The organism is Streptomyces sedi, assembly GCF_006335015.1.
Taxonomy (GTDB): domain Bacteria; phylum Actinomycetota; class Actinomycetes; order Streptomycetales; family Streptomycetaceae; genus Streptomyces; species Streptomyces sedi.
In genome coordinates this window covers 84245-101304 of sequence record NZ_VDGT01000025.1, presented here as the reverse complement: position 1 = coordinate 101304, position 17060 = coordinate 84245, and the positions used below count along the sequence as shown (strand labels likewise).

The window sequence follows — 17060 nt, the reverse complement described above, 5'->3', positions numbered from 1 at the left end:
GCGCGGGGAACTGCGCGGTGCATTCGTGGCGGGGGTCAGTCGACTACTGACCTTGCCGGTCTGGGTGAGGTGTCGTCCTCGCCCCGGCGGTCGGTTGCTCGCGCAGTTCCCCGCGCCCCTGGGTTGGGCTGGCGTGGTGGGTTGGGTGCGGGTTTCGCCTTCGGCAGGTGGCGGCCTGTTTGGGGGCGCGGGGAACTGCGCGGTGCATTCGTGGCGGGGGTCAGTCGACTACTGACCTTGCCGGTCTGGGTGAGGTGTCGTCCTCGCCCCGGCGGTCGGTTGCTCGCGCAGTTCCCCGCGCCCCTGGGTTGGTCGTGGCGGGGGTCAGTCGACCACGGTGCGGCACCGGCTAGTGGGTGGTCGCTCCCGTTCACCCCTCCGCGCGTTCCGCGAGGCCCAGCGCGTAGTCGGGCCACCACTGGCCCGGCGGTGGCCCTCCGCGGCACTCGCCGTCGGACTCGCCGGGCCGTTTCACCCACAGATAGGCGTCGACCAGGTCGTCCCCCGTCTCCGTGGTCGGCGGCGTGCCCAGCGCCCGCCCGGGCGGGTTGCACCAGCGTTCGTCGCCGCCGTCCTCCCAGGGACCGTTGCCGTTGCGGCTGGTGTCGATGACGAAGTGGGCCTCGTCCAGCATCCCTGACAGCTCCCGGCCGTACTCCGTGCTGGCCTCGGTGGTCTGGAAGTTGGAGACGTTGAGCGCGAAGCCGTCGGCCCGTTCGACGCCGGAGTCGCGCAGCGCCCGCGCGAGCTGGCCGACGTCGGTGACCCAGTCGGGGTTGCCCGCGTCCAGGTAGACGCGGGTGCCCGGCTGCCGCTTGAGGCGGTCGACGGCCTCGGAGAGCAGCGCGTAGCGGTCCTGGACGTACATCGGCGCCGTGCAGCCGTCGAGGGTGTGGGGAACGGCGTCCGGTTCCAGGACGACGACGGCCTCGGCGTCGCCGACGGCGTCGGCGAGGGTGTCGATCCAGTCCCGGTAGGCGTCGTCGCTGGGCGCGCCGCCCTCCGAGTACTGGCCGCAGTCGCGGTGCGGGATGTTGTACGCGACCAGCAGCGCCGTCCGCCCCGCCTCGGTCGCGGCCTCGGTGACGTCCCTGACCAGCGGCGCCGGGTCGCCCTCAGGCGGCCAGTGCGACAGCGGGCGGTCGGCGATCCGCCGCACCAACCGGGCCTCGTCCGCGCGGCCGGACTCCTCCCACTCCCGTGCCTGCCGGGCCGCGGGCGAGTCGGAGTCCACCCAGAACTCCGAGGTGTCGTTGATGAGCTGCCCCTCGGAGCCGCTCTCGCCGCCGGGCGGCGTCGTGTCGCCCGAGGAGCAGCCGAGCGCGAGCAGGGCGAGCGTCAGCGAGGAGAGTGCCAGGGGGAGCGACAGGGGCCGGTCGGGCGCGCGGAACACTGCGGTGGTGGGGCCGGGCATGTGCGTCATGGTGCCACGACCCGCGACCTGTCGTAGTCGAGGCATGACGGAGCGTGCGGACGGTTCCCGGGCGCGCACCGCCCCCGGACGGGGCGCGCGGGAACTGGCCCGCGCCCCCGGGAGATTCACCACAACGGCCGCATCCGTCACCGGCGTGCCGGGTAGGGTCGCCCTCGTGTCGAAGCCGCTGAGTCTCCCGTTCGATCCCATCGCGCGAGCCGACGACCTGTGGAAGCAGCGATGGGGCTCCGTGCCGTCCATGGCCGCGATCACCTCGATCATGCGGGCGCACCAGATCCTGCTGGCGGAGGTCGACTCGGTGGTCAGGCCGCACGGCCTGACGTTCGCCCGCTACGAGGCGCTGGTGCTGCTCACCTTCAGCAGGGCCGGCGAGCTGCCGATGTCCAAGATCGGCGAGCGGCTGATGGTGCACCCCACCTCCGTCACCAACACCGTGGACCGGCTGGTGCGTTCGGGGCTGGTCACCAAGCGGCCGAACCCGAACGACGGACGCGGCGTGCTGGCCTCCATCACCGAGCGCGGCCGGGAGGTCTGCGACGAGGCCACCAGGGACCTGATGGCCGCCGACTTCGGGCTCGGCGCCTACGACGACGAGGAGTGCCGGGAGGTCTTCGCCATGCTGCGCCCGCTGCGGGTGGCGGCCGGTGACTTCGCGGCCCCGGGCGAGGCGTGACCGGTATGACCCGATAGGCTCGCCGGCATGAAGCGGAGTGTGCTCACCCGGTACCGGGTCATGGCCTATGTCACTGCGGTGATGCTGCTGGTCCTCGGCACGTGCATGGTCTTCAAGTACGGCTTCGACACCGGCGAGGGGCTGACCCTGGTCGTCTCACAGGTGCACGGGCTGCTGTACATCGTCTATCTGGTCTTCGCGTTCGACCTGGGGCAGAAGGCCCGCTGGCCGTTCGGGAAGCTGCTGTGGGTGCTGGTCGCCGGCTCCATCCCGTTCGTCTCCTTCTGGCTGGAGCCGCGGATCACCGCCGAGACCCGGCCGCTGTTGGAGGACGACGACGAGGCGGCCGTCGCCGAGGGCGCCGTCGGCGCCTGAGGCCACCCTCCCGGCCGGTGGGGAACCGGCCGGGTACTTCCTTGGACAGATAGTTGGACGTCCAAGTAAATTGGTCCCATGGACGCTGACGCCATCGAAGCGGGCCGCCGACGCTGGCAGGCCCGGTACGACGCGGCCCGCACCAGGGACGCCGACTTCACCACGCTCTCCGGGGACCCCGTGGAGCCCGTCTACGGCCCCGCCCCCGGCGACGACCTCGCCGGTTTCGAGCGGATCGGCTGGCCGGGGGAGTACCCCTTCACCAGGGGACTCCACCCCACCGGCTACCGGGGCAGGACGTGGACCATCCGCCAGTTCGCCGGCTTCGGGAACGCCGAGCAGACCAACGAGCGCTACCGCACCATCCTGCGCAACGGCGGCGGCGGGCTCTCCGTCGCCTTCGACATGCCGACGCTGATGGGGCGCGACTCCGACGACCCCAAGGCGCTGGGCGAGGTGGGCCACTGCGGGGTCGCCATCGACTCGGCCGCCGACATGGAGATCCTCTTCCGGGACATCCCGCTGGGCGAGGTCACCACCTCGATGACCATCTCGGGCCCTGCCGTGCCCGTCTTCTGCATGTACCTGGTCGCCGCCGAACGGCAGGGGGTGCCCGTCGAGACGCTCAACGGCACGCTCCAGACCGACATCTTCAAGGAGTACATCGCCCAGAAGGAGTGGCTCTTCCCGCCCGAGCCGCATCTGCGGCTGATCGGCGACCTGATGGAGTACACCGCCGCCCGCATCCCGGCCTACAAGCCGCTGTCGGTCTCCGGCTACCACATCAGGGAGGCGGGGGCCACGGCGGCGCAGGAGCTGGCGTACACCCTCGCCGACGGCTTCGGCTACGTGGAGCTGGGCCTCAGCCGGGGGCTGCCGGTGGACGACGTGGCGCGCGGGCTGTCGTTCTTCTTCGACGCGCATGTCGACTTCTTCGAGGAGATCGCCAAGTTCCGCGCCGCCCGCCGGATCTGGGCCCGCTGGATGCGGGACGTCTACGGCGCGACCAGCGAGCGCGCGCAGTGGCTGCGGTTCCACACCCAGACGGCGGGCGTCTCGCTGACCGCGCAGCAGCCGTACAACAACGTGGTGCGCACCGCGGTCGAGGCGCTGGCGGCGGTGCTGGGCGGCACGAACTCGCTGCACACCAACGCGCTGGACGAGACGCTGGCGCTGCCGAGTGAGCGGGCTGCGGAGATCGCGCTGCGCACCCAGCAGGTGCTGATGGAGGAGACCGGGGTCACCTCGGTCGCCGACCCGCTGGGCGGCTCCTGGTACGTGGAGGCGCTGACCGACCGGATCGAGGCCGACGCGGAGCGGATCTTCGAGGAGATCGCCGAACGCGGCCGGCGGGCGCTGGCCACCTCGGGCGGCGGGGAGCACGCCATCGGGCCGATGACCTCGGGGCTGCTGAACGGCATCGAGGACGGCTGGTTCACCGGGCAGATCGCGGAGTCCGCCTTCCAGTACCAGCAGGCCCTGGAGAAGGGGGACAAGCGGGTCGTCGGCGTCAACTGCCACACCGCGTCCGTCACCGACGAGCTGGAGATCCTGCGGGTCAGCCACGAGGTGGAGCGCGAGCAGGTGCGGGCGCTCGGCGCCCGGCGGGCGGAGCGCGACGAGGCGGCGGTGCGGGCCCGGCTGGCGGAGCTGGTGCGGGTGGCGCGGGGCGAGGGCGACACGATCGCGCCGATGTTGGACGCGGTGCGGGCGGAGGCGACGCTGGGCGAGATCTGCGGCGCGCTGCGCGAGGTGTGGGGCGGCTACACCGAGCCGGCGGGTTTCTGAGCGCCCCCTGAACGCCGGCGCACACCCCCGGCGGCGCGGTGCCGTCCCGCCGGGGGTGGCACCGCGTTCCCGAACGGGGACACCGCGTTCCCGAACGCGTGCCGGAGGGGGGAGACTGGTCCCATGCAGCCACGCAACATGTCCATGAGCGGAGCCGTCGATCTCTCCGCGGTCAAGGCCGCGGCCGAGGCCAAGCAGAAGGCCGAGCAGGCCCGCGCGCAGCGGGCGGCGCAGCCGGAGGGGGAGGCGGCGGCCGTTCCCCTGGTGATCGACGTCGACGAGGCGACCTTCGAGCAGGAGGTCGTCCAGCGCAGCGCCGAGGTCCCGGTGGTCATCGACTTCTGGGCCGAGTGGTGCGGGCCGTGCAAGCAGCTCAGTCCGGTGCTGGAGCGGCTCACCGCGGAGTACGCGGGGAAGTTCGTTCTCGCCAAGATCGACGTCGACGCCAACCAGCGTCTCTTCCAGCAGTTCGGGGTGCAGGGCATCCCCGCCGTCTTCGCGGTGATCGCCGGCCAGGCGCTGCCGCTCTTCCAGGGCGTCGCCCCCGAGGCGCAGGTGCGCGAGGTGCTCGACCAGCTGATCCAGGCCGCCGAGGAGCGGTTCGGGATCGTGGGCGTGCAGGTCGACCCGGAGGCCGCCGCCGCGGCCCGCGCCGCCGAGCCGGAGGAGCCGCCGGTCGACCCGGCGCTGGCCGCCGCGCACGGCGCGCTGGACGACGGCGACCTGGACGGCGCCATCAAGGCCTACGAGTCCCTGTTGGCCGCCGACCCGGGCAACCTGGAGGCCGCGCTCGGCCTCGGTCAGGCCCGGCTGCTGGCGCGCGTGCAGGACCTCGTGCCCGAGCAGGTGCGCAAGGACGCGGCCGACCGCCCCGACGACGTGCCGGCGCAACTCGCCGCCGCCGACCTGGACCTGGTGGGCGGTCATGTGGAGGACGCCTTCAGCCGGTTGATCTCCACCGTGCGGCGCACCTTCGGTGACGACCGGGAGGCGACACGGGTGCGGTTGCTTGAGTTGTTCGAGGTCGTGGGGCACGAGGACCCGCGGGTGGTCGCCGCGCGCTCCGCGCTCGCCCGCGTGCTCTTCTGAGCCGTACCGTCCTCAACCGTTCCCCGGCGGCTGCGTTTTACCAAAACTTGGTAAACGTGGCCGCCGTCACATTCGGTGCGCTCAACCTTTCGGGGCGCGCGGGTTACGGGTGTTTCGGCAGACTATGGGTGGTTTTCGCGTCGACACCCTGCGTGGGTGAACGGACACGTTTCACCCCGCTCCGGCATATCGCCATTACTGGCAAGTAACGAACCTCTTGTGTCCTGCCGTGAGATAGACCACGATCGGCGGGGCCGACTCGGCCACGCGTCGGCCGTGGTGTGCGACGCCGCCCCCGGGCGACGCCGGTGTGCCACGCAACCGAAGGCCGTCTCCCGGCGGCCAGTGGCTGTCCCCCTCAGCTCATCTGTCGGGGACAACGCACCTCTCCCCACCGGGGTTCCCGGGCGGTACACCTCATCGATCGCCGGCTCCGAGGGAGATGTTCGTCCGAGAAGGAGGAAGTCATGGAGTCACAGGCTCGCGGCGGCACCAGATGGCGGCGTTTCGGTCTGGTCATGGTGCCGAGCGTGGCCGCTACCGCTGCGATAGGCGTCGCCCTCTCCCAGGGGGCACTCGCCGCCTCGTTCGCCGTTTCGGGGCAGCAGTTCAAGGTCAGCGTCGACAAGCTGGACGGTGATGGCTTCGTTCAGTACGGAGCCATGGTCACCCCGGCCGGCGGTGAGGAACGGCCGGTCGCGGTCTCCGCGTTCGACCACGCCACCATCAACAACCTGTGTCAGTCGGTCGTGTTGCCGGTCCCGTTCTTCGGGGACGTCACCGTCAAGATCGGCGCGGGTTCCAACCCGGACAACCCGGTCGAGGCGGACAACCTCTTCATCGACCTGGAGCAGCTCAACGCGGACGCCACCTTCACCAACATCGACATCGGTGTCGCCGCCGACCAGACGACCAAGGGGCCCACCCCCGAGGCCGGCACGCTGCCCGGGTCGTTCGCCCAGCAGGCTGACGGCGCGGTCCTGACCGATGTCCGCCAGACCGCATGGGCGACCTCCGCTGGGACGTTCAAGCTCAGCGACCTGGACCTGTCCCTGCACCGAGGCGCGAACGAGTGCTTCTGACGGTCTGAACCGCGCCTGGGGCAGGGCGGAGGTGCTGCCTCTGCCCCAGGGGCCACCGCCGTATCGTGCGTCCCGCCACTGAACCGCGCCAAGGGGAGTACGTGCCGTGAGCACCAACATCGATGCCGCGCCCACCGAGTCGTTCGTCACCCGGGGGAGGCTGGCCTTCCGCCGCTTCCGGTGGGGGCGGCCGTTCTGGGCCGGGCTGTTCACGATCATCGCCGGGCTGCCCATCGCCTATCTTCCTTACGCCAACCTGACGTTGGGGCAGCTGACCATCCGGATGGCCACCACGGCCGGCGCCGGTTCGCTGGTGATCGGCATCCTGCTGGTGGTGCTCGGGCTGACCATATGGTTCCAGCCGCAGGCGCGCATATTCGCCGGTGTCGCCGCCATCCTGCTGTCGCTGGTCTCACTGGTGGTGTCCAACTTCGGCGGATTTCTCGTGGGGTTCGTCTTCGGCATGGTCGGCGGTGGCATGAGCATCGCCTGGGTGCCCGGCGAGCCCGTCGCCTCGGACGCGGACGAGGCGGACGACACCGCTGACCGGGAGCCTCCGGTTCCGACGCCCGGCACCGGCAGCGCGCTGGCCTCCTTCGGGAGCACCGCGCCGGCGTCCGGGGAGGGAACGGGGAAGGGAAACCAACGTGCCGACTGAAGACATATCCGCCGCGGGCGAGGCGGCCCGGATCGCCTCGCGGCGGTCACTGATCCGCCGGCTGCACATGCCGGTGGGCAAGGCGATAGCCCTGGCCGCGATGCCCTCGGCGGCGCTGCTGGGCATGGGGTTCACCTCCCCGCTGGCCAAGGCCGACTCGCAGCCGGAGAACCCGTTCGCGGGCGAGTCCTGCGTCGAGATGCCCGACGAGCCGCTCGCCGAGGAGAACGCCGAAGGGAACGCCGAGGAGAGCGAGACCGAGGCCCCGGAGGACGCCGGGGACCCGGAGGACGCCGGGGACGACGAGGGCGAGGAGTCCGAGGGCTCGGAGGAGACCGACGAGGCGCCGCCGGCCGGCGGGACCTCCGAGGCGCCCGAGGCCCCCGACGAGTCGGCCGACGAGGCGCCGCCGGCCGGCGAGGCCCCCGAGGACGACGAGGGCGAGGAGGAGGACGAGTTCAACCCCTGGGACCCGCTGGGCCTGGGGCAGGGGCTCGCCGACCTGGGCGAGGGCGTCTGGGACCTGCTGACCCCCGGCGAGCGCGAGGAGCTGGCCGAGGCGCAGCGCGAGGCCGAGGAAGCCGAGGCGGCCGAGGCCGAGGAGGCCGAACGCCGCGAGGCGGAGGAGCGGGAGGCCGAGGAGGCCGAGCGCGCCGCCGCCGAGGAGGAGGAAGCGGCCCGCCGTGAGGCGGAGGAGGCCGAGCGCGCCGAACGCGAGGAGGCCGAACGGGCCGAGCGCGAACGGGCGGAGGCCGCCGCCAGGGAGGAGGAAGAGGAGGCAGCCGCGCGCGAGGAGGAGAGCGAGGAGAACGAGGAGGCCGCCGAAGGGGAGGCCGAGGCCGGCGCGATCCCCGGTGCCGGCGAACCGTTCCCCTGCCCCACCGAGGAGCAGGTGCCGGGCGAGAACGAGCAGACCGCGCTGACGCTGCCGGACGAGCCCTGGTACCTGGACGCCACCTATCTGACCCTGCGCGGGCTCAGCTACCACGGCGTGGTCAACGTGACGACGGCCAACGGGACGGTCAAGCAGGTACTCAAGTTCACCGCCGACAAGCTGGACATCGGCGACCTGCACCAGATCGTCGACGCCCAGAACGGCGTCCGCTACCACGTGGCGACCGCGCCCGGCTCCAACTCGACCTTCAGGGAGGGCACGGTGACGATGTACACCGAGCGTCTTGAGGGCAATCTCTTCGGCGTGATCCCGGTGACCTTCGACGCCGAGCACCAGCCGCCGCTCGACCTGCCGATCGCCCACTTCACCGACGTCTTCGTCACCCAGGCCGGGCAGTTCGGCGGCACCCTCTCCATGGAGGGGATGCACAGCTACACCACGGCCGACGGCCCCACCGTTCCCTGACGAGCGGCGGGGGAGGCCCCGACTCCCCGTCCCCGCACACGACTTCCCCGCCGTCTTTCGAACCCTCGAAAGACGGCGGGGAAGTCGTGTGCGCGGCGACCGGCCGCCGGGGCTCAGGCGCCGCCGTGGCCGCCCAGGTGGTGGACGCGGACCATGTTGGTGGTGCCGGGCACGCCGGGGGGCGAGCCGGCCGTGATGATCATGGTGTCGCCGGTCTCGTAGCGGTTGAGCCGGGACAGCTCGGCGTCACACAGCTCGACCATCTCGTCCGTGTGGTTGACCAGCGGCACCACGAAGGTCTCCACGCCCCAGCTGAGCGTCAGCTGGTTGCGGGTGGACGCCTCGGTGGTGAAGGCCAGGATCGGCTGCACCGCCCGGTAGCGGGAGAGACGGCGGGCGGTGTCTCCCGACTTGGTGAACGCGATCAGCGCCCGCGCGTCCAGGAAGTCCGCCATCTCGGCCGCCGCCCTGGCCACCGAACCGCCCTGGGTGCGCGGCTTCTTGCCCGGCACCAGCGGCTGGAGGCCGCGGGAGAGCAGCTCCTGTTCGGCGGCGACCACGATCTTCGACATGGTCTTGACGGTCTCGATCGGATAGCGCCCCACCGAGGACTCGGCCGAGAGCATCACCGCGTCGGCGCCGTCCAGGATCGCGTTGGCCACGTCGGAGGCCTCGGCGCGGGTCGGGCGCGAGTTGGTGATCATCGACTCCATCATCTGGGTCGCCACGATCACCGGCTTGGCGTTGCGGCGGCAGAGGTCGATCAGCCGCTTCTGCACCATCGGCACCTGCTCCAGCGGGTACTCGACGGCCAGGTCGCCCCGGGCCACCATCACCCCGTCGAAGGCGAGGACGACCTCCTCCATGTTCTCCACGGCCTGCGGCTTCTCGACCTTGGCGATCACCGGCACCCGGCGGCCCACCCGGTCCATCACCCGGTGCACGTCCCGCACGTCGTCGGCGTTGCGGACGAAGGAGAGCGCCACCAGGTCGGCGCCGAGCCGGAGTGCGAACTCCAGGTCCTCGACGTCCTTCTCGGAGAGCGCCGGCACGTTGACCGCCACGCCGGGCAGGTTGATGCCCTTGTGGTCGGAGATCACGCCGCCCTCGATGACGATGGTGCGCACCCGCGGGCCGTCCACCTCCAGCACCTGGAGGGAGACGTTGCCGTCGTTGATCAGGATCGACTCGCCCTTGGCGACGTCGCCGGGCAGCCCCTTGTAGGTGGTGCCGCAGATCGTGCGGTCGCCGGGGACGTCCTCGGTGGTGATGGTGAACTCGTCGCCCCGGGTCAGCTCCACCGGTCCGCCGGCGAAGGTCTCCAGACGGATCTTCGGACCCTGGAGGTCGGCCAGCACCCCGATCGGACGCCCGGTCTCCTCGCTCGCCTTGCGGAGCCGGTGGTAGCGCTCCTCGTGCTCCTCGTGGCTGCCGTGGCTGAAGTTGAACCGAGCCACGTTCATGCCGGCATCGATCAGCGACTTCAGGTTCTCGAAGGAGTCGACGGCGGGACCCAGGGTGCAGACGATCTTGGAGCGGCGCATGGAAGCGATCCTATCGTTTTGTTCCATGTTGGAATAATGTGCGGGCTCAGGCTAGCGGAGTTCAGTCGTTGACCAGGGCGAACGCCTGGGTGGCGATCTCCAGTTCCTCGTCCGTCGGCACCACGGCGACCGCGACCCGAGCGTACTCCGGGGAGATCAGGCGGGGGCCGCGATCGGCGGCGGTGTTCAGCCGTTCGTCGACGGCGGGTCCCAGCGCGTCAAGGCCGGCGACGGCGGCCGTTCGCACCCGCGAGGCGTTCTCCCCGACCCCGGCCGTGAAGGTCACCGCGTCGACCCGGCCCAGCACCGCGAAGTAGGCGCCGATGTAGGAACGCAGCCGGTGCGCGTACACGTCGAACGCCAGCCGCGCCCGCTCGTCGCCCCCGTCCATCCGCCGCACCACCTCGCGCATGTCGTTGTCCCCGCACAACCCCCGCAGCCCGGAACGGGAGTTGAGCAGCTCGTCGATCTCGCCGACCGACATCCCCGCCACCCGGTGCAGATGGAAGACGACCGCGGGGTCCACGTCGCCGGACCTGGTGCCCATCACCAGCCCCTCCAGCGGCGTCAGCCCCATCGAGGTGTCCACGCACCGCCCGCCGGCCACCGCCGCCGCCGAGGCGCCGTTGCCCAGGTGCAGCGTGATGACGTTGACCTCGTCCGGCCGGCGGCCCAGCAGCGCGGCCGTCCCCCGCGAGACGAACGCGTGCGAGGTGCCGTGGAAGCCGTAGCGGCGCACCCGGTGCTCGGCCGCCACGTCGGCGTCGATCGCGTAGCACGCCGCGTGGTCGGGGATGGTGGTGTGGAACGCGGTGTCGAAGACCGCGACCTGCGGCAGCCCCGGGTTGATGGCGCGGGCGGTGCGGATGCCGGCCAGGTTCGCCGGGTTGTGCAGCGGCGCCAACGGCACCAGCCGTTCGATCTCCGCCAGCACCCGGTCGTCCACCAGCGTCGGCTCGGTGAACGACCGCCCGCCGTGCACCACCCGGTGGCCGACCGCCGCCAGCCGGGGCGAGTCGAGCCCGGTGCCGTCGGCCGCCAGCTCCTCGCCGGCCGCGCGCAGCGCCGCCGCGTGGTCGGGCACCGGCAGCGCGCGCTCCCTGCGCTCCCCGCCGGCCGGGGTGTGGACCAGCCGTCCAGGCCCCTCCTCGCCGATCCGCTCCACCAGCCCGGAGGCCAGCCGGCCGCCGTCGGCCATCTCCAGCAGCTGGTACTTCAGCGAGGAGGAACCGGAGTTGAGCACCAGTACCTGGGTGGCGTTCACGCCGAAGAGTCCTTTCGGGTCCGGGCGGCGGCCTCCTGGGCCTGGACGGCGGTGATCGCCACCGTGTTGACGATGTCCTGCACCAGCGCGCCCCGCGACAGGTCGTTGACCGGCTTGCGCAACCCCTGGAGCACCGGGCCGACGGCGACGGCGCCGGCCGAGCGCTGCACGGCCTTGTAGGTGGCGTTGCCGGTGTTGAGGTCGGGGAAGACCAGCACGGTGGCCTGGCCGGCGACCTCGGACTCCGGCAGCTTGGTCGCCGCCACCGAGGGCTCGACGGCCGCGTCGTACTGGATCGGGCCCTCCACCAGCAGCTCGGGCCTGGCCGCCCGCACCAGCCCGGTGGCCTCCCGCACCTTGTCCACGTCGGGGCCCGAGCCCGAGGTGCCCGTTGAGTAGGAGAGCATCGCCACCCGGGGCTCGACCCCGAACTCGGCGGCGGTGCGCGCCGACTGGACCGCGATGTCCGCCAGCTGGGCCGCGTCGGGGTCCGGGTTGACCGCGCAGTCCCCGTAGACCAGCACCCGGTCGGCCAGGCACATGAAGAAGACGGAGGAGACGATCGCCGCGTCCGGTTTGGTGCGGATCACCTCGAACGCCGGCCTGATGGTGGCCGCCGTCGAGTGCGCGGCGCCGGAGACCATGCCGTCGGCCAGGCCCTCGTTGACCATCAGCGTGCCGAAGTAGGAGACGTCCGAGACCACGTCGTACGCCAGCTCCTCGCTGACGCCCCTGTGCGCCCGCAGCCGCGCGTAGACCTCGGCGAACCGTTCCCGCAGCGGCGAGGTCACCGGGTCCACCACGCGGGCCACCGGCCCGGCGCCGTCGGCCGCCTCGTCCGCGCCCAGCAGGCGCAGGTTCAGGCCGAGTTCGCCGGCCCGGCGGCGGACCGCCGGCTCCTCGCCGAGCAGCGTCAGGTCGCAGACCCCGCGCCGCAGCAGCACCTCGGCGGCGCGCAGCACCCGCTCCTCGGTGCCCTCGGGCAGCACCACGTGGCGCCGGTCGGTGCGGGCCCGCTCGATCAGGCCGTGCTCGAACATCATCGGCGTCACCCGGTCCCCGCGCGCCACCGCCAGCCGCTCGGCGAGCGCCGCGGTGTCCACATGGGTCTCGAAGAGGCCGAGCGCCAGCTCCGCCTTGCGCGGCGTCGCCGCCGTCAACTGCCCCTCAAGCCCGGACAGTTCCGTCGCGGTGACGAACGAGCCCGCCGCCACCGACAGCACCGGCGTGCCCGGCGCCAGCCGCGCCGCCAGCCGCGTCGTCGCCTCGTCCGGCCGCTCGCCCAGCGTCAGCAGCACCCCGGCGATCGGCGGCGAGCCGGCCGAGTGCGCGGCCAACGCCCCCACCAGCAGATCCGCCCGGTCCCCCGGGGTGATCACCAGGGCGCCCTCGGTCAGCGCGGCGAGGAACGTCGGCAGCGTCGCCCCGCCGAAGACGAAGTCCCGCACGTCCCTGGCCATCCCCGCGTGGTCGCCCAGCACGGTCTCCGCGCCCAGCGCCCTCGCGACCTGCGCCACCGTCGGCGCGGCCAGCGTCGGGTCGTCCGGCAGCACGGAGACCGGCACCGGCAGCCGCCCGGCCAGCGCCTCCAGCGCCGCCTCCGTCTCGGCGGCCGGCACCCGGTTGGCGACCATCGCCAGCACGTCGCAGCCGAGGGCGGCGAACGCGTTGTGCGCGTTGCGCACCTCGGCCGCGATCGCCTCGCCGTCCTGGTCGACGCCGGCGACGACGGGCAGCACGGGCGCGCCGAACTCGTTGGCCAGCCGGGCGTTGAGCGTCAGTTCGGCCGGCAGCTGGGTGTCGGCGTAGTCGGTGCCCAGCACCAGGACCACCTCGTAGGCGTCGGCCACCCGGTGGTAGCGCCGCACCAGCTCGGTGACCAGCTCGTCCATCCCCCGCTCGGCCAGCAGCGCGGCGGCCCGCTGGTAGTCGAGGCCGAGTATCTCGTCGGCCGGCTGGCTCAGCCGGTAGCGGGCCCGCAGCAGCTCCACCACCTGGTCGGAGCGGCCGTCGTGCGCGAGCGGCCTGAAGAGCCCGACCCGGTCGACCGTCCTGGTCAACAGCTCCATGACGCCCAGCTCCACCAGCTGGCGGCCGTCGCCCCTGCCGATGCCGGTCACATACACGCTGCCTGGCACGTTCCCCTCCCTCTCCTCGCCGCTCCTCCGCCTGACCGTAACCCGGCGCTCGCCCGGCGGGCGCGGTGGCTTCCCCGGGCCGTCGCCGGCGACGTTCGTCGTCACCCAGCCTCTCGTGAAACAATCCGGACGGCCCCGAAGGCGAGGCCGGCCACCCTCATCCCACCCTCATCCCCAACAGTGCCGACGAGGAAAGAGCGGTCCCAAAATGCGCATCGGAGTACTCACTGCGGGCGGCGACTGCCCTGGTCTCAACGCGGTGATCCGGTCGGTTGTGCACCGTGCCGTGGTCGATCGCCAGGACCAGGTGATCGGATTCGAGGACGGGTTCAAGGGGCTGCTCGAAGGCCGCTACCGTCCGCTCGACATCAACGAGGTCAGCGGCATCCTGGCCAGGGGCGGCACCATCCTGGGCTCCAGCCGGCTGGAGCGCTCCCGGCTGCGGGAGGCGTGCGACAACGCGGAGCAGTTCCGCCACAAGCTCAGCCTGGACGCGCTGATCCCGATAGGCGGCGAGGGCACCCTGACCGCGGCGCGGATGCTGGCGGACGCCGGTATCCCCGTGGTGGGGGTCCCGAAGACCATCGACAACGACATCTCCGCCACCGACCGGACGTTCGGCTTCGACACGGCCGTCGGCGTGGCCACCGAGGCGATCGACCGGCTGAAGACCACCGCCGAGTCGCACCAGCGGGTGATGGTCGTCGAGGTGATGGGGCGGCACGCCGGCTGGATCGCGCTGGAGGCCGGGATGGCCGGCGGCGCCCACGGGATCTGCGTGCCCGAGCGGCCGTTCGAGGTCGACGCGATGTGCAAGATGATCGAGGACCGCTTCGAGCGCGGCAAGAAGTTCGCGGTGATCTGCGTCGCCGAGGGCGCCCGGCCGGCCGAGGGCTCGATGCCGTACGAGCGCGGCGAGATCGACCCCTACGGCCACGAGCGGTTCACCGGCATCGGCACCCGGCTCGCCGCCGAGCTGGAGCAGCGGCTCGGCAAGGAGGCCAGGCCGGTCATCCTCGGCCACATCCAGCGCGGCGGCACGCCCACCGCCTACGACCGGGTGCTGGCCACCCGCTTCGGCTGGCACGCCGTGGAGGCCGCGCACCGGGGCGAGTTCGGCATGATGACCTCGCTGCGCGGCACGGACATCGTGATGACCCCGCTGGCGGACGCGACCGCCGAGCTGAAGCGGGTGCCGCAGAACCGGATGGACGAGACCGAGGCGGTCTTCTGACCGTTCCCCGGGCGTCCTGACGCCCGGGCGGCGTGGTGTGCGGCCGGTCCCCGACGTCGGGGCCGGCCGCGCACCGGCGTTCAACGCGCCGCGGAGCGTTCCCTTTCCGGCTCCCGGCCGCCGTCCCCTTCGCGGTCCCGGTCCGGCTTCTGTCCGCGCGCGCCCCCGTGCAGCGCGACGGCCAGCGGCGTGGCGGTGAAGACCGAGGACGCCGTGCCGACGACGAGCCCGATCAGCAGCGCCAGGGCGAAGTCGGTCAGGGTGCCGCCGCCCAGCAGCGCCAGCGCGCTCAGGATGAAGAGCGCCCCCATCCCGGTGTTGACCGTCCTCGGCACGGTCTGCACGATCGCCGCGTCGGCGTCCTCGGCGAACGGCCGGCGGCCCGCGCCCCCACCCGCGCCTTCGCCGGTGGCGCGCAGCTCCCGCAGCCGGTCGAAGACGACGACCGAGTCGTTGACCGAGTAGCCGATGACGGTCAGCAGCGCCGCGAGGAAGACCCCGTCCACCGGCCTGCCGAGCCAGGCGAACGCGCCGACCAGGATGACCGCGTCCTGCGCCAGGGAGACGACCGCGGCCGTGGCGTAGGTCCAGCGGAACCGGAAGGCCAGATAGGCCAGTTGGACGGCGAGCGCGGCGCCGAGCGCCAGCAGCGCCGCGGTGCGCAGCTCCGCGCCCATGCTGGGGCCGATCATCTCGTCCCTGACCTTCTCGGCGCCGTCCCCGAGCCCGTCGAGCACCCGCCCGACCTCCGCCTCCTCCTCGTTCGACAGCTCCTGGACACGCACCGCGACCTCGCCCTCCTCGGTGGTCTGGACGACCGCGCCGGGGAAGCCGGCGTCCGCCAGCGCGTCCCGCGCCTCCTCGGCGCCGACCGGGCGCTCGGTCGCGTACTCGACCATCCGCCCGCCGGTGAACTCCACGCCCAGCTCAAGTCCGCGCACCCCGATGCCGCACGCGGCCAGCGCGACGGCGACGGCCGAGAGCGCCAGCCACAGCCGGTGCCGGCGCATCGGCCGCGGCCCGCGCCGCTCCAGCCAGGTGCGCACCCGGCCCGGCACCGCCACGCCGGAACCGGCGGCCCGCCGGCCGCCGCCCGGCCGGTCGACGGTGAGCCCGGCGAGCGCGCGGGTGATGACCAGCGCGCTGAACATCGACGCCAGCACGCCGATCCCCAGCGTCACGCCGAAGCCGCGCACCGGCCCCGAGGCCAGGAGGAACAGCAGGGCGGCGGCGATCAGCGTGGTCACGTTGGTGTCGGCGATCGCGCTGAACGCCCTGCGGAAGCCGGCGGCCAGCGCCGTGCGCACGGTGGTGGCGCGGCGCGCCCCGTACTCCTCCCGGGCGCGCTCGAAGACCAGCACGTTGGCGTCCACCGCCATCCCGATGGCCAGCGCGAACCCGGCGAGCCCCGGCAGCGTCAGGGTCGCGCCCAGGGCGACCAGCGCCGCGTAGGAGATCAACGCGTAGCAGGCCAGCGCGCACGCGGCCAGCAGCCCGAGCAGCCGGTAGACCACGACGATGAAGAGCGAGGTCAGCGCGGCGCCGATGAGCGCGGCCCAGGCGCTGGCCTCGATGGCGCGCTCCCCGAGGGTCGGGCCGACGGTGCGCTGCTCGACGGTCTCCACGGGCACGGGCAACGCACCGCCGTTGACCAGCAGTTCGAGCTCACGCGCGTCGTCGGCGGTGAAGTCGCCGCTGATCTGCGTCGTGCCGCCGGTGATGCCGGTGCCGCAGGTCACCGAGGGGGCGACGGAGGGGGAGGAGATCACCTCGTCGTCCAGGACGATGGCGACGCGGCGCGTCGGGTCGCCGGGCGCGGCACACGCGGCGCGGCCGGTCGCCGCCGCCCAGGCGGCCTCGCCCCGGCCGTCGAAGTCCACGGTGACGTACCAGCCCGCCGCCCGCTGGGTGTCCAGCAGCGCCTCGGCGCCGGAGACCTGGGCGCCGGTCAGCTCGGCGGGCCCCAGCCGCAGCGGTCGGCCGTCCTCGTCGGGCAGGACCCGTTCGCCCTCCTCGTTCCCCTCCTCGTCCGGCGCGGCGGCGCCGAGCACCGGGTGGAAGGTCAGCTGGGCGGTGCGGCCCAGGACGTCGGCGGCCTCCGCGGGGTCCTGGAGGCCGGGGAGTTCGACGATGATCCGGTTCTCGCCGGAGCGGGTGAGGGTCGGCTCGGCGACGCCGAGCGCGTCGACGCGCTGGCGCAGCACCTCAAGGGTGCGGTCGGTGGCGGTGGCGTCGGCCCGCGCGTCCTCGGTGTCGCGGGTCTCCAGCACGATCTGTGTGCCGCCGCGCAGGTCGAGCCCGAGGCGCGGCGGGATGGCGACGGCCACGACGGCCGACAGGACGAGCACGAGCAGGGACAGGGCGCAGCGCACCCGGGTGGCACGGGACAAGGGAACGGCTCCAACGGGCATACCGCGGCG

At 72.7% G+C, this 17060-nt stretch carries 13 protein-coding genes; 8 read left to right on the top strand and 5 right to left on the bottom strand.

Going from position 1 to position 17060, the window contains the following annotated elements:
• Window positions 1–370: 370 nt before the first annotated feature.
• On the bottom strand, window positions 371–1414 hold the full coding sequence (locus tag FH715_RS25315; protein ID WP_139649295.1) for a glycoside hydrolase family 6 protein: 1044 nt from the start codon (window positions 1412–1414) through the stop codon (window positions 371–373).
• Window positions 1415–1589: 175 nt separating this feature from the next.
• On the opposite strand from FH715_RS25315, the gene FH715_RS25310 reads away from it, so the two are divergent.
• The 7 genes from FH715_RS25310 (at window position 1590) to FH715_RS25280 (ending at window position 8460) form a co-directional block, all read left to right on the top strand.
• On the top strand, window positions 1590–2108 hold the full coding sequence (locus tag FH715_RS25310) for a MarR family winged helix-turn-helix transcriptional regulator (protein ID WP_139649293.1): 519 nt from the start codon (window positions 1590–1592) through the stop codon (window positions 2106–2108).
• A 27-nt stretch (window positions 2109–2135) separates the two neighbouring features.
• The gene (locus tag FH715_RS25305; RefSeq protein WP_139649291.1) at window positions 2136–2483 is read left to right on the top strand and encodes a DUF3817 domain-containing protein; all 348 of its coding nucleotides are present in this window, start codon (window positions 2136–2138) and stop codon (window positions 2481–2483) included.
• Window positions 2484–2561: 78 nt separating this feature from the next.
• Entirely contained in the window at window positions 2562–4271 is a 1710-nt protein-coding gene (icmA, locus tag FH715_RS25300; RefSeq protein WP_139649289.1) for a coenzyme B12-dependent isobutyryl-CoA mutase large subunit, read from the top strand.
• A gap of 123 nt (window positions 4272–4394) precedes the next feature.
• Window positions 4395–5360, top strand: coding sequence for a tetratricopeptide repeat protein (locus tag FH715_RS25295; RefSeq protein WP_139649287.1), 966 nt, complete (start codon window positions 4395–4397; stop codon window positions 5358–5360).
• Window positions 5361–5827: 467 nt separating this feature from the next.
• Window positions 5828–6442, top strand: coding sequence for a DUF6230 family protein (locus tag FH715_RS25290; RefSeq protein ID WP_139649285.1), 615 nt, complete (start codon window positions 5828–5830; stop codon window positions 6440–6442).
• Between the two features lie 106 nt (window positions 6443–6548).
• Window positions 6549–7100, top strand: coding sequence for a DUF6114 domain-containing protein (locus FH715_RS25285; RefSeq protein WP_246108970.1), 552 nt, complete (start codon window positions 6549–6551; stop codon window positions 7098–7100).
• Window positions 7090–8460 carry a hypothetical protein gene (locus tag FH715_RS25280; RefSeq protein WP_139649283.1) on the top strand — a complete coding sequence of 457 codons (1371 nt, stop codon included), beginning with the start codon at window positions 7090–7092 and terminating at the stop codon, window positions 8458–8460. Before FH715_RS25285 ends, FH715_RS25280 begins: the two co-directional genes overlap by 11 nt.
• A gap of 113 nt (window positions 8461–8573) precedes the next feature.
• Here the strand turns inward: FH715_RS25280 and pyk are convergent, their stop codons facing one another.
• The 3 genes from pyk to pta form a co-directional block, all read right to left on the bottom strand.
• Window positions 8574–10004 (bottom strand): pyruvate kinase, encoded by a 1431-nt coding sequence (gene pyk / locus FH715_RS25275; RefSeq protein ID WP_139649281.1) that lies wholly within the window; start codon window positions 10002–10004, stop codon window positions 8574–8576.
• Between the two features lie 61 nt (window positions 10005–10065).
• Window positions 10066–11268: an acetate kinase gene (locus tag FH715_RS25270; RefSeq protein WP_139649279.1), complete on the bottom strand. Its 1203-nt coding sequence runs from the start codon at window positions 11266–11268 to the stop codon at window positions 10066–10068.
• Window positions 11265–13406, bottom strand: coding sequence for a phosphate acetyltransferase (gene pta, locus FH715_RS25265; RefSeq protein ID WP_139649277.1), 2142 nt, complete (start codon window positions 13404–13406; stop codon window positions 11265–11267). The genes FH715_RS25270 and pta overlap by 4 nt, the downstream gene beginning before the upstream one ends.
• A gap of 208 nt (window positions 13407–13614) precedes the next feature.
• Here pta and FH715_RS25260 point away from each other — a divergent pair, with 208 nt between their 5' ends.
• On the top strand, window positions 13615–14640 hold the full coding sequence (locus FH715_RS25260; protein ID WP_139649275.1) for an ATP-dependent 6-phosphofructokinase: 1026 nt from the start codon (window positions 13615–13617) through the stop codon (window positions 14638–14640).
• An 80-nt stretch (window positions 14641–14720) separates the two neighbouring features.
• Here FH715_RS25260 and secD read toward each other — a convergent pair whose 3' ends face one another.
• The gene (secD, locus tag FH715_RS25255; protein WP_139649273.1) at window positions 14721–17051 is read right to left on the bottom strand and encodes a protein translocase subunit SecD; all 2331 of its coding nucleotides are present in this window, start codon (window positions 17049–17051) and stop codon (window positions 14721–14723) included.
• Between the last annotated feature and the right edge of the window lie 9 nt (window positions 17052–17060).

What these genes read in the sequence shown, in the direction of transcription:
- FH715_RS25315 (WP_139649295.1), bottom strand. Translation starts at nt 1,414, where the DNA reads ATGCCCGGCCCCACCACCGCAGTGTTCCGCGCGCCCGACCGGCCCCTG.
- FH715_RS25305 (WP_139649291.1), top strand. Translation starts at nt 2,136, where the DNA reads ATGAAGCGGAGTGTGCTCACCCGGTACCGGGTCATGGCCTATGTCACT.
- icmA (WP_139649289.1), top strand. Translation starts at nt 2,562, where the DNA reads ATGGACGCTGACGCCATCGAAGCGGGCCGCCGACGCTGGCAGGCCCGG.
- FH715_RS25295 (WP_139649287.1), top strand. Translation starts at nt 4,395, where the DNA reads ATGCAGCCACGCAACATGTCCATGAGCGGAGCCGTCGATCTCTCCGCG.
- FH715_RS25290 (WP_139649285.1), top strand. Translation starts at nt 5,828, where the DNA reads ATGGAGTCACAGGCTCGCGGCGGCACCAGATGGCGGCGTTTCGGTCTG.
- pyk (WP_139649281.1), bottom strand. Translation starts at nt 10,004, where the DNA reads ATGCGCCGCTCCAAGATCGTCTGCACCCTGGGTCCCGCCGTCGACTCC.
- FH715_RS25260 (WP_139649275.1), top strand. Translation starts at nt 13,615, where the DNA reads ATGCGCATCGGAGTACTCACTGCGGGCGGCGACTGCCCTGGTCTCAAC.
- secD (WP_139649273.1), bottom strand. Translation starts at nt 17,051, where the DNA reads ATGCCCGTTGGAGCCGTTCCCTTGTCCCGTGCCACCCGGGTGCGCTGC.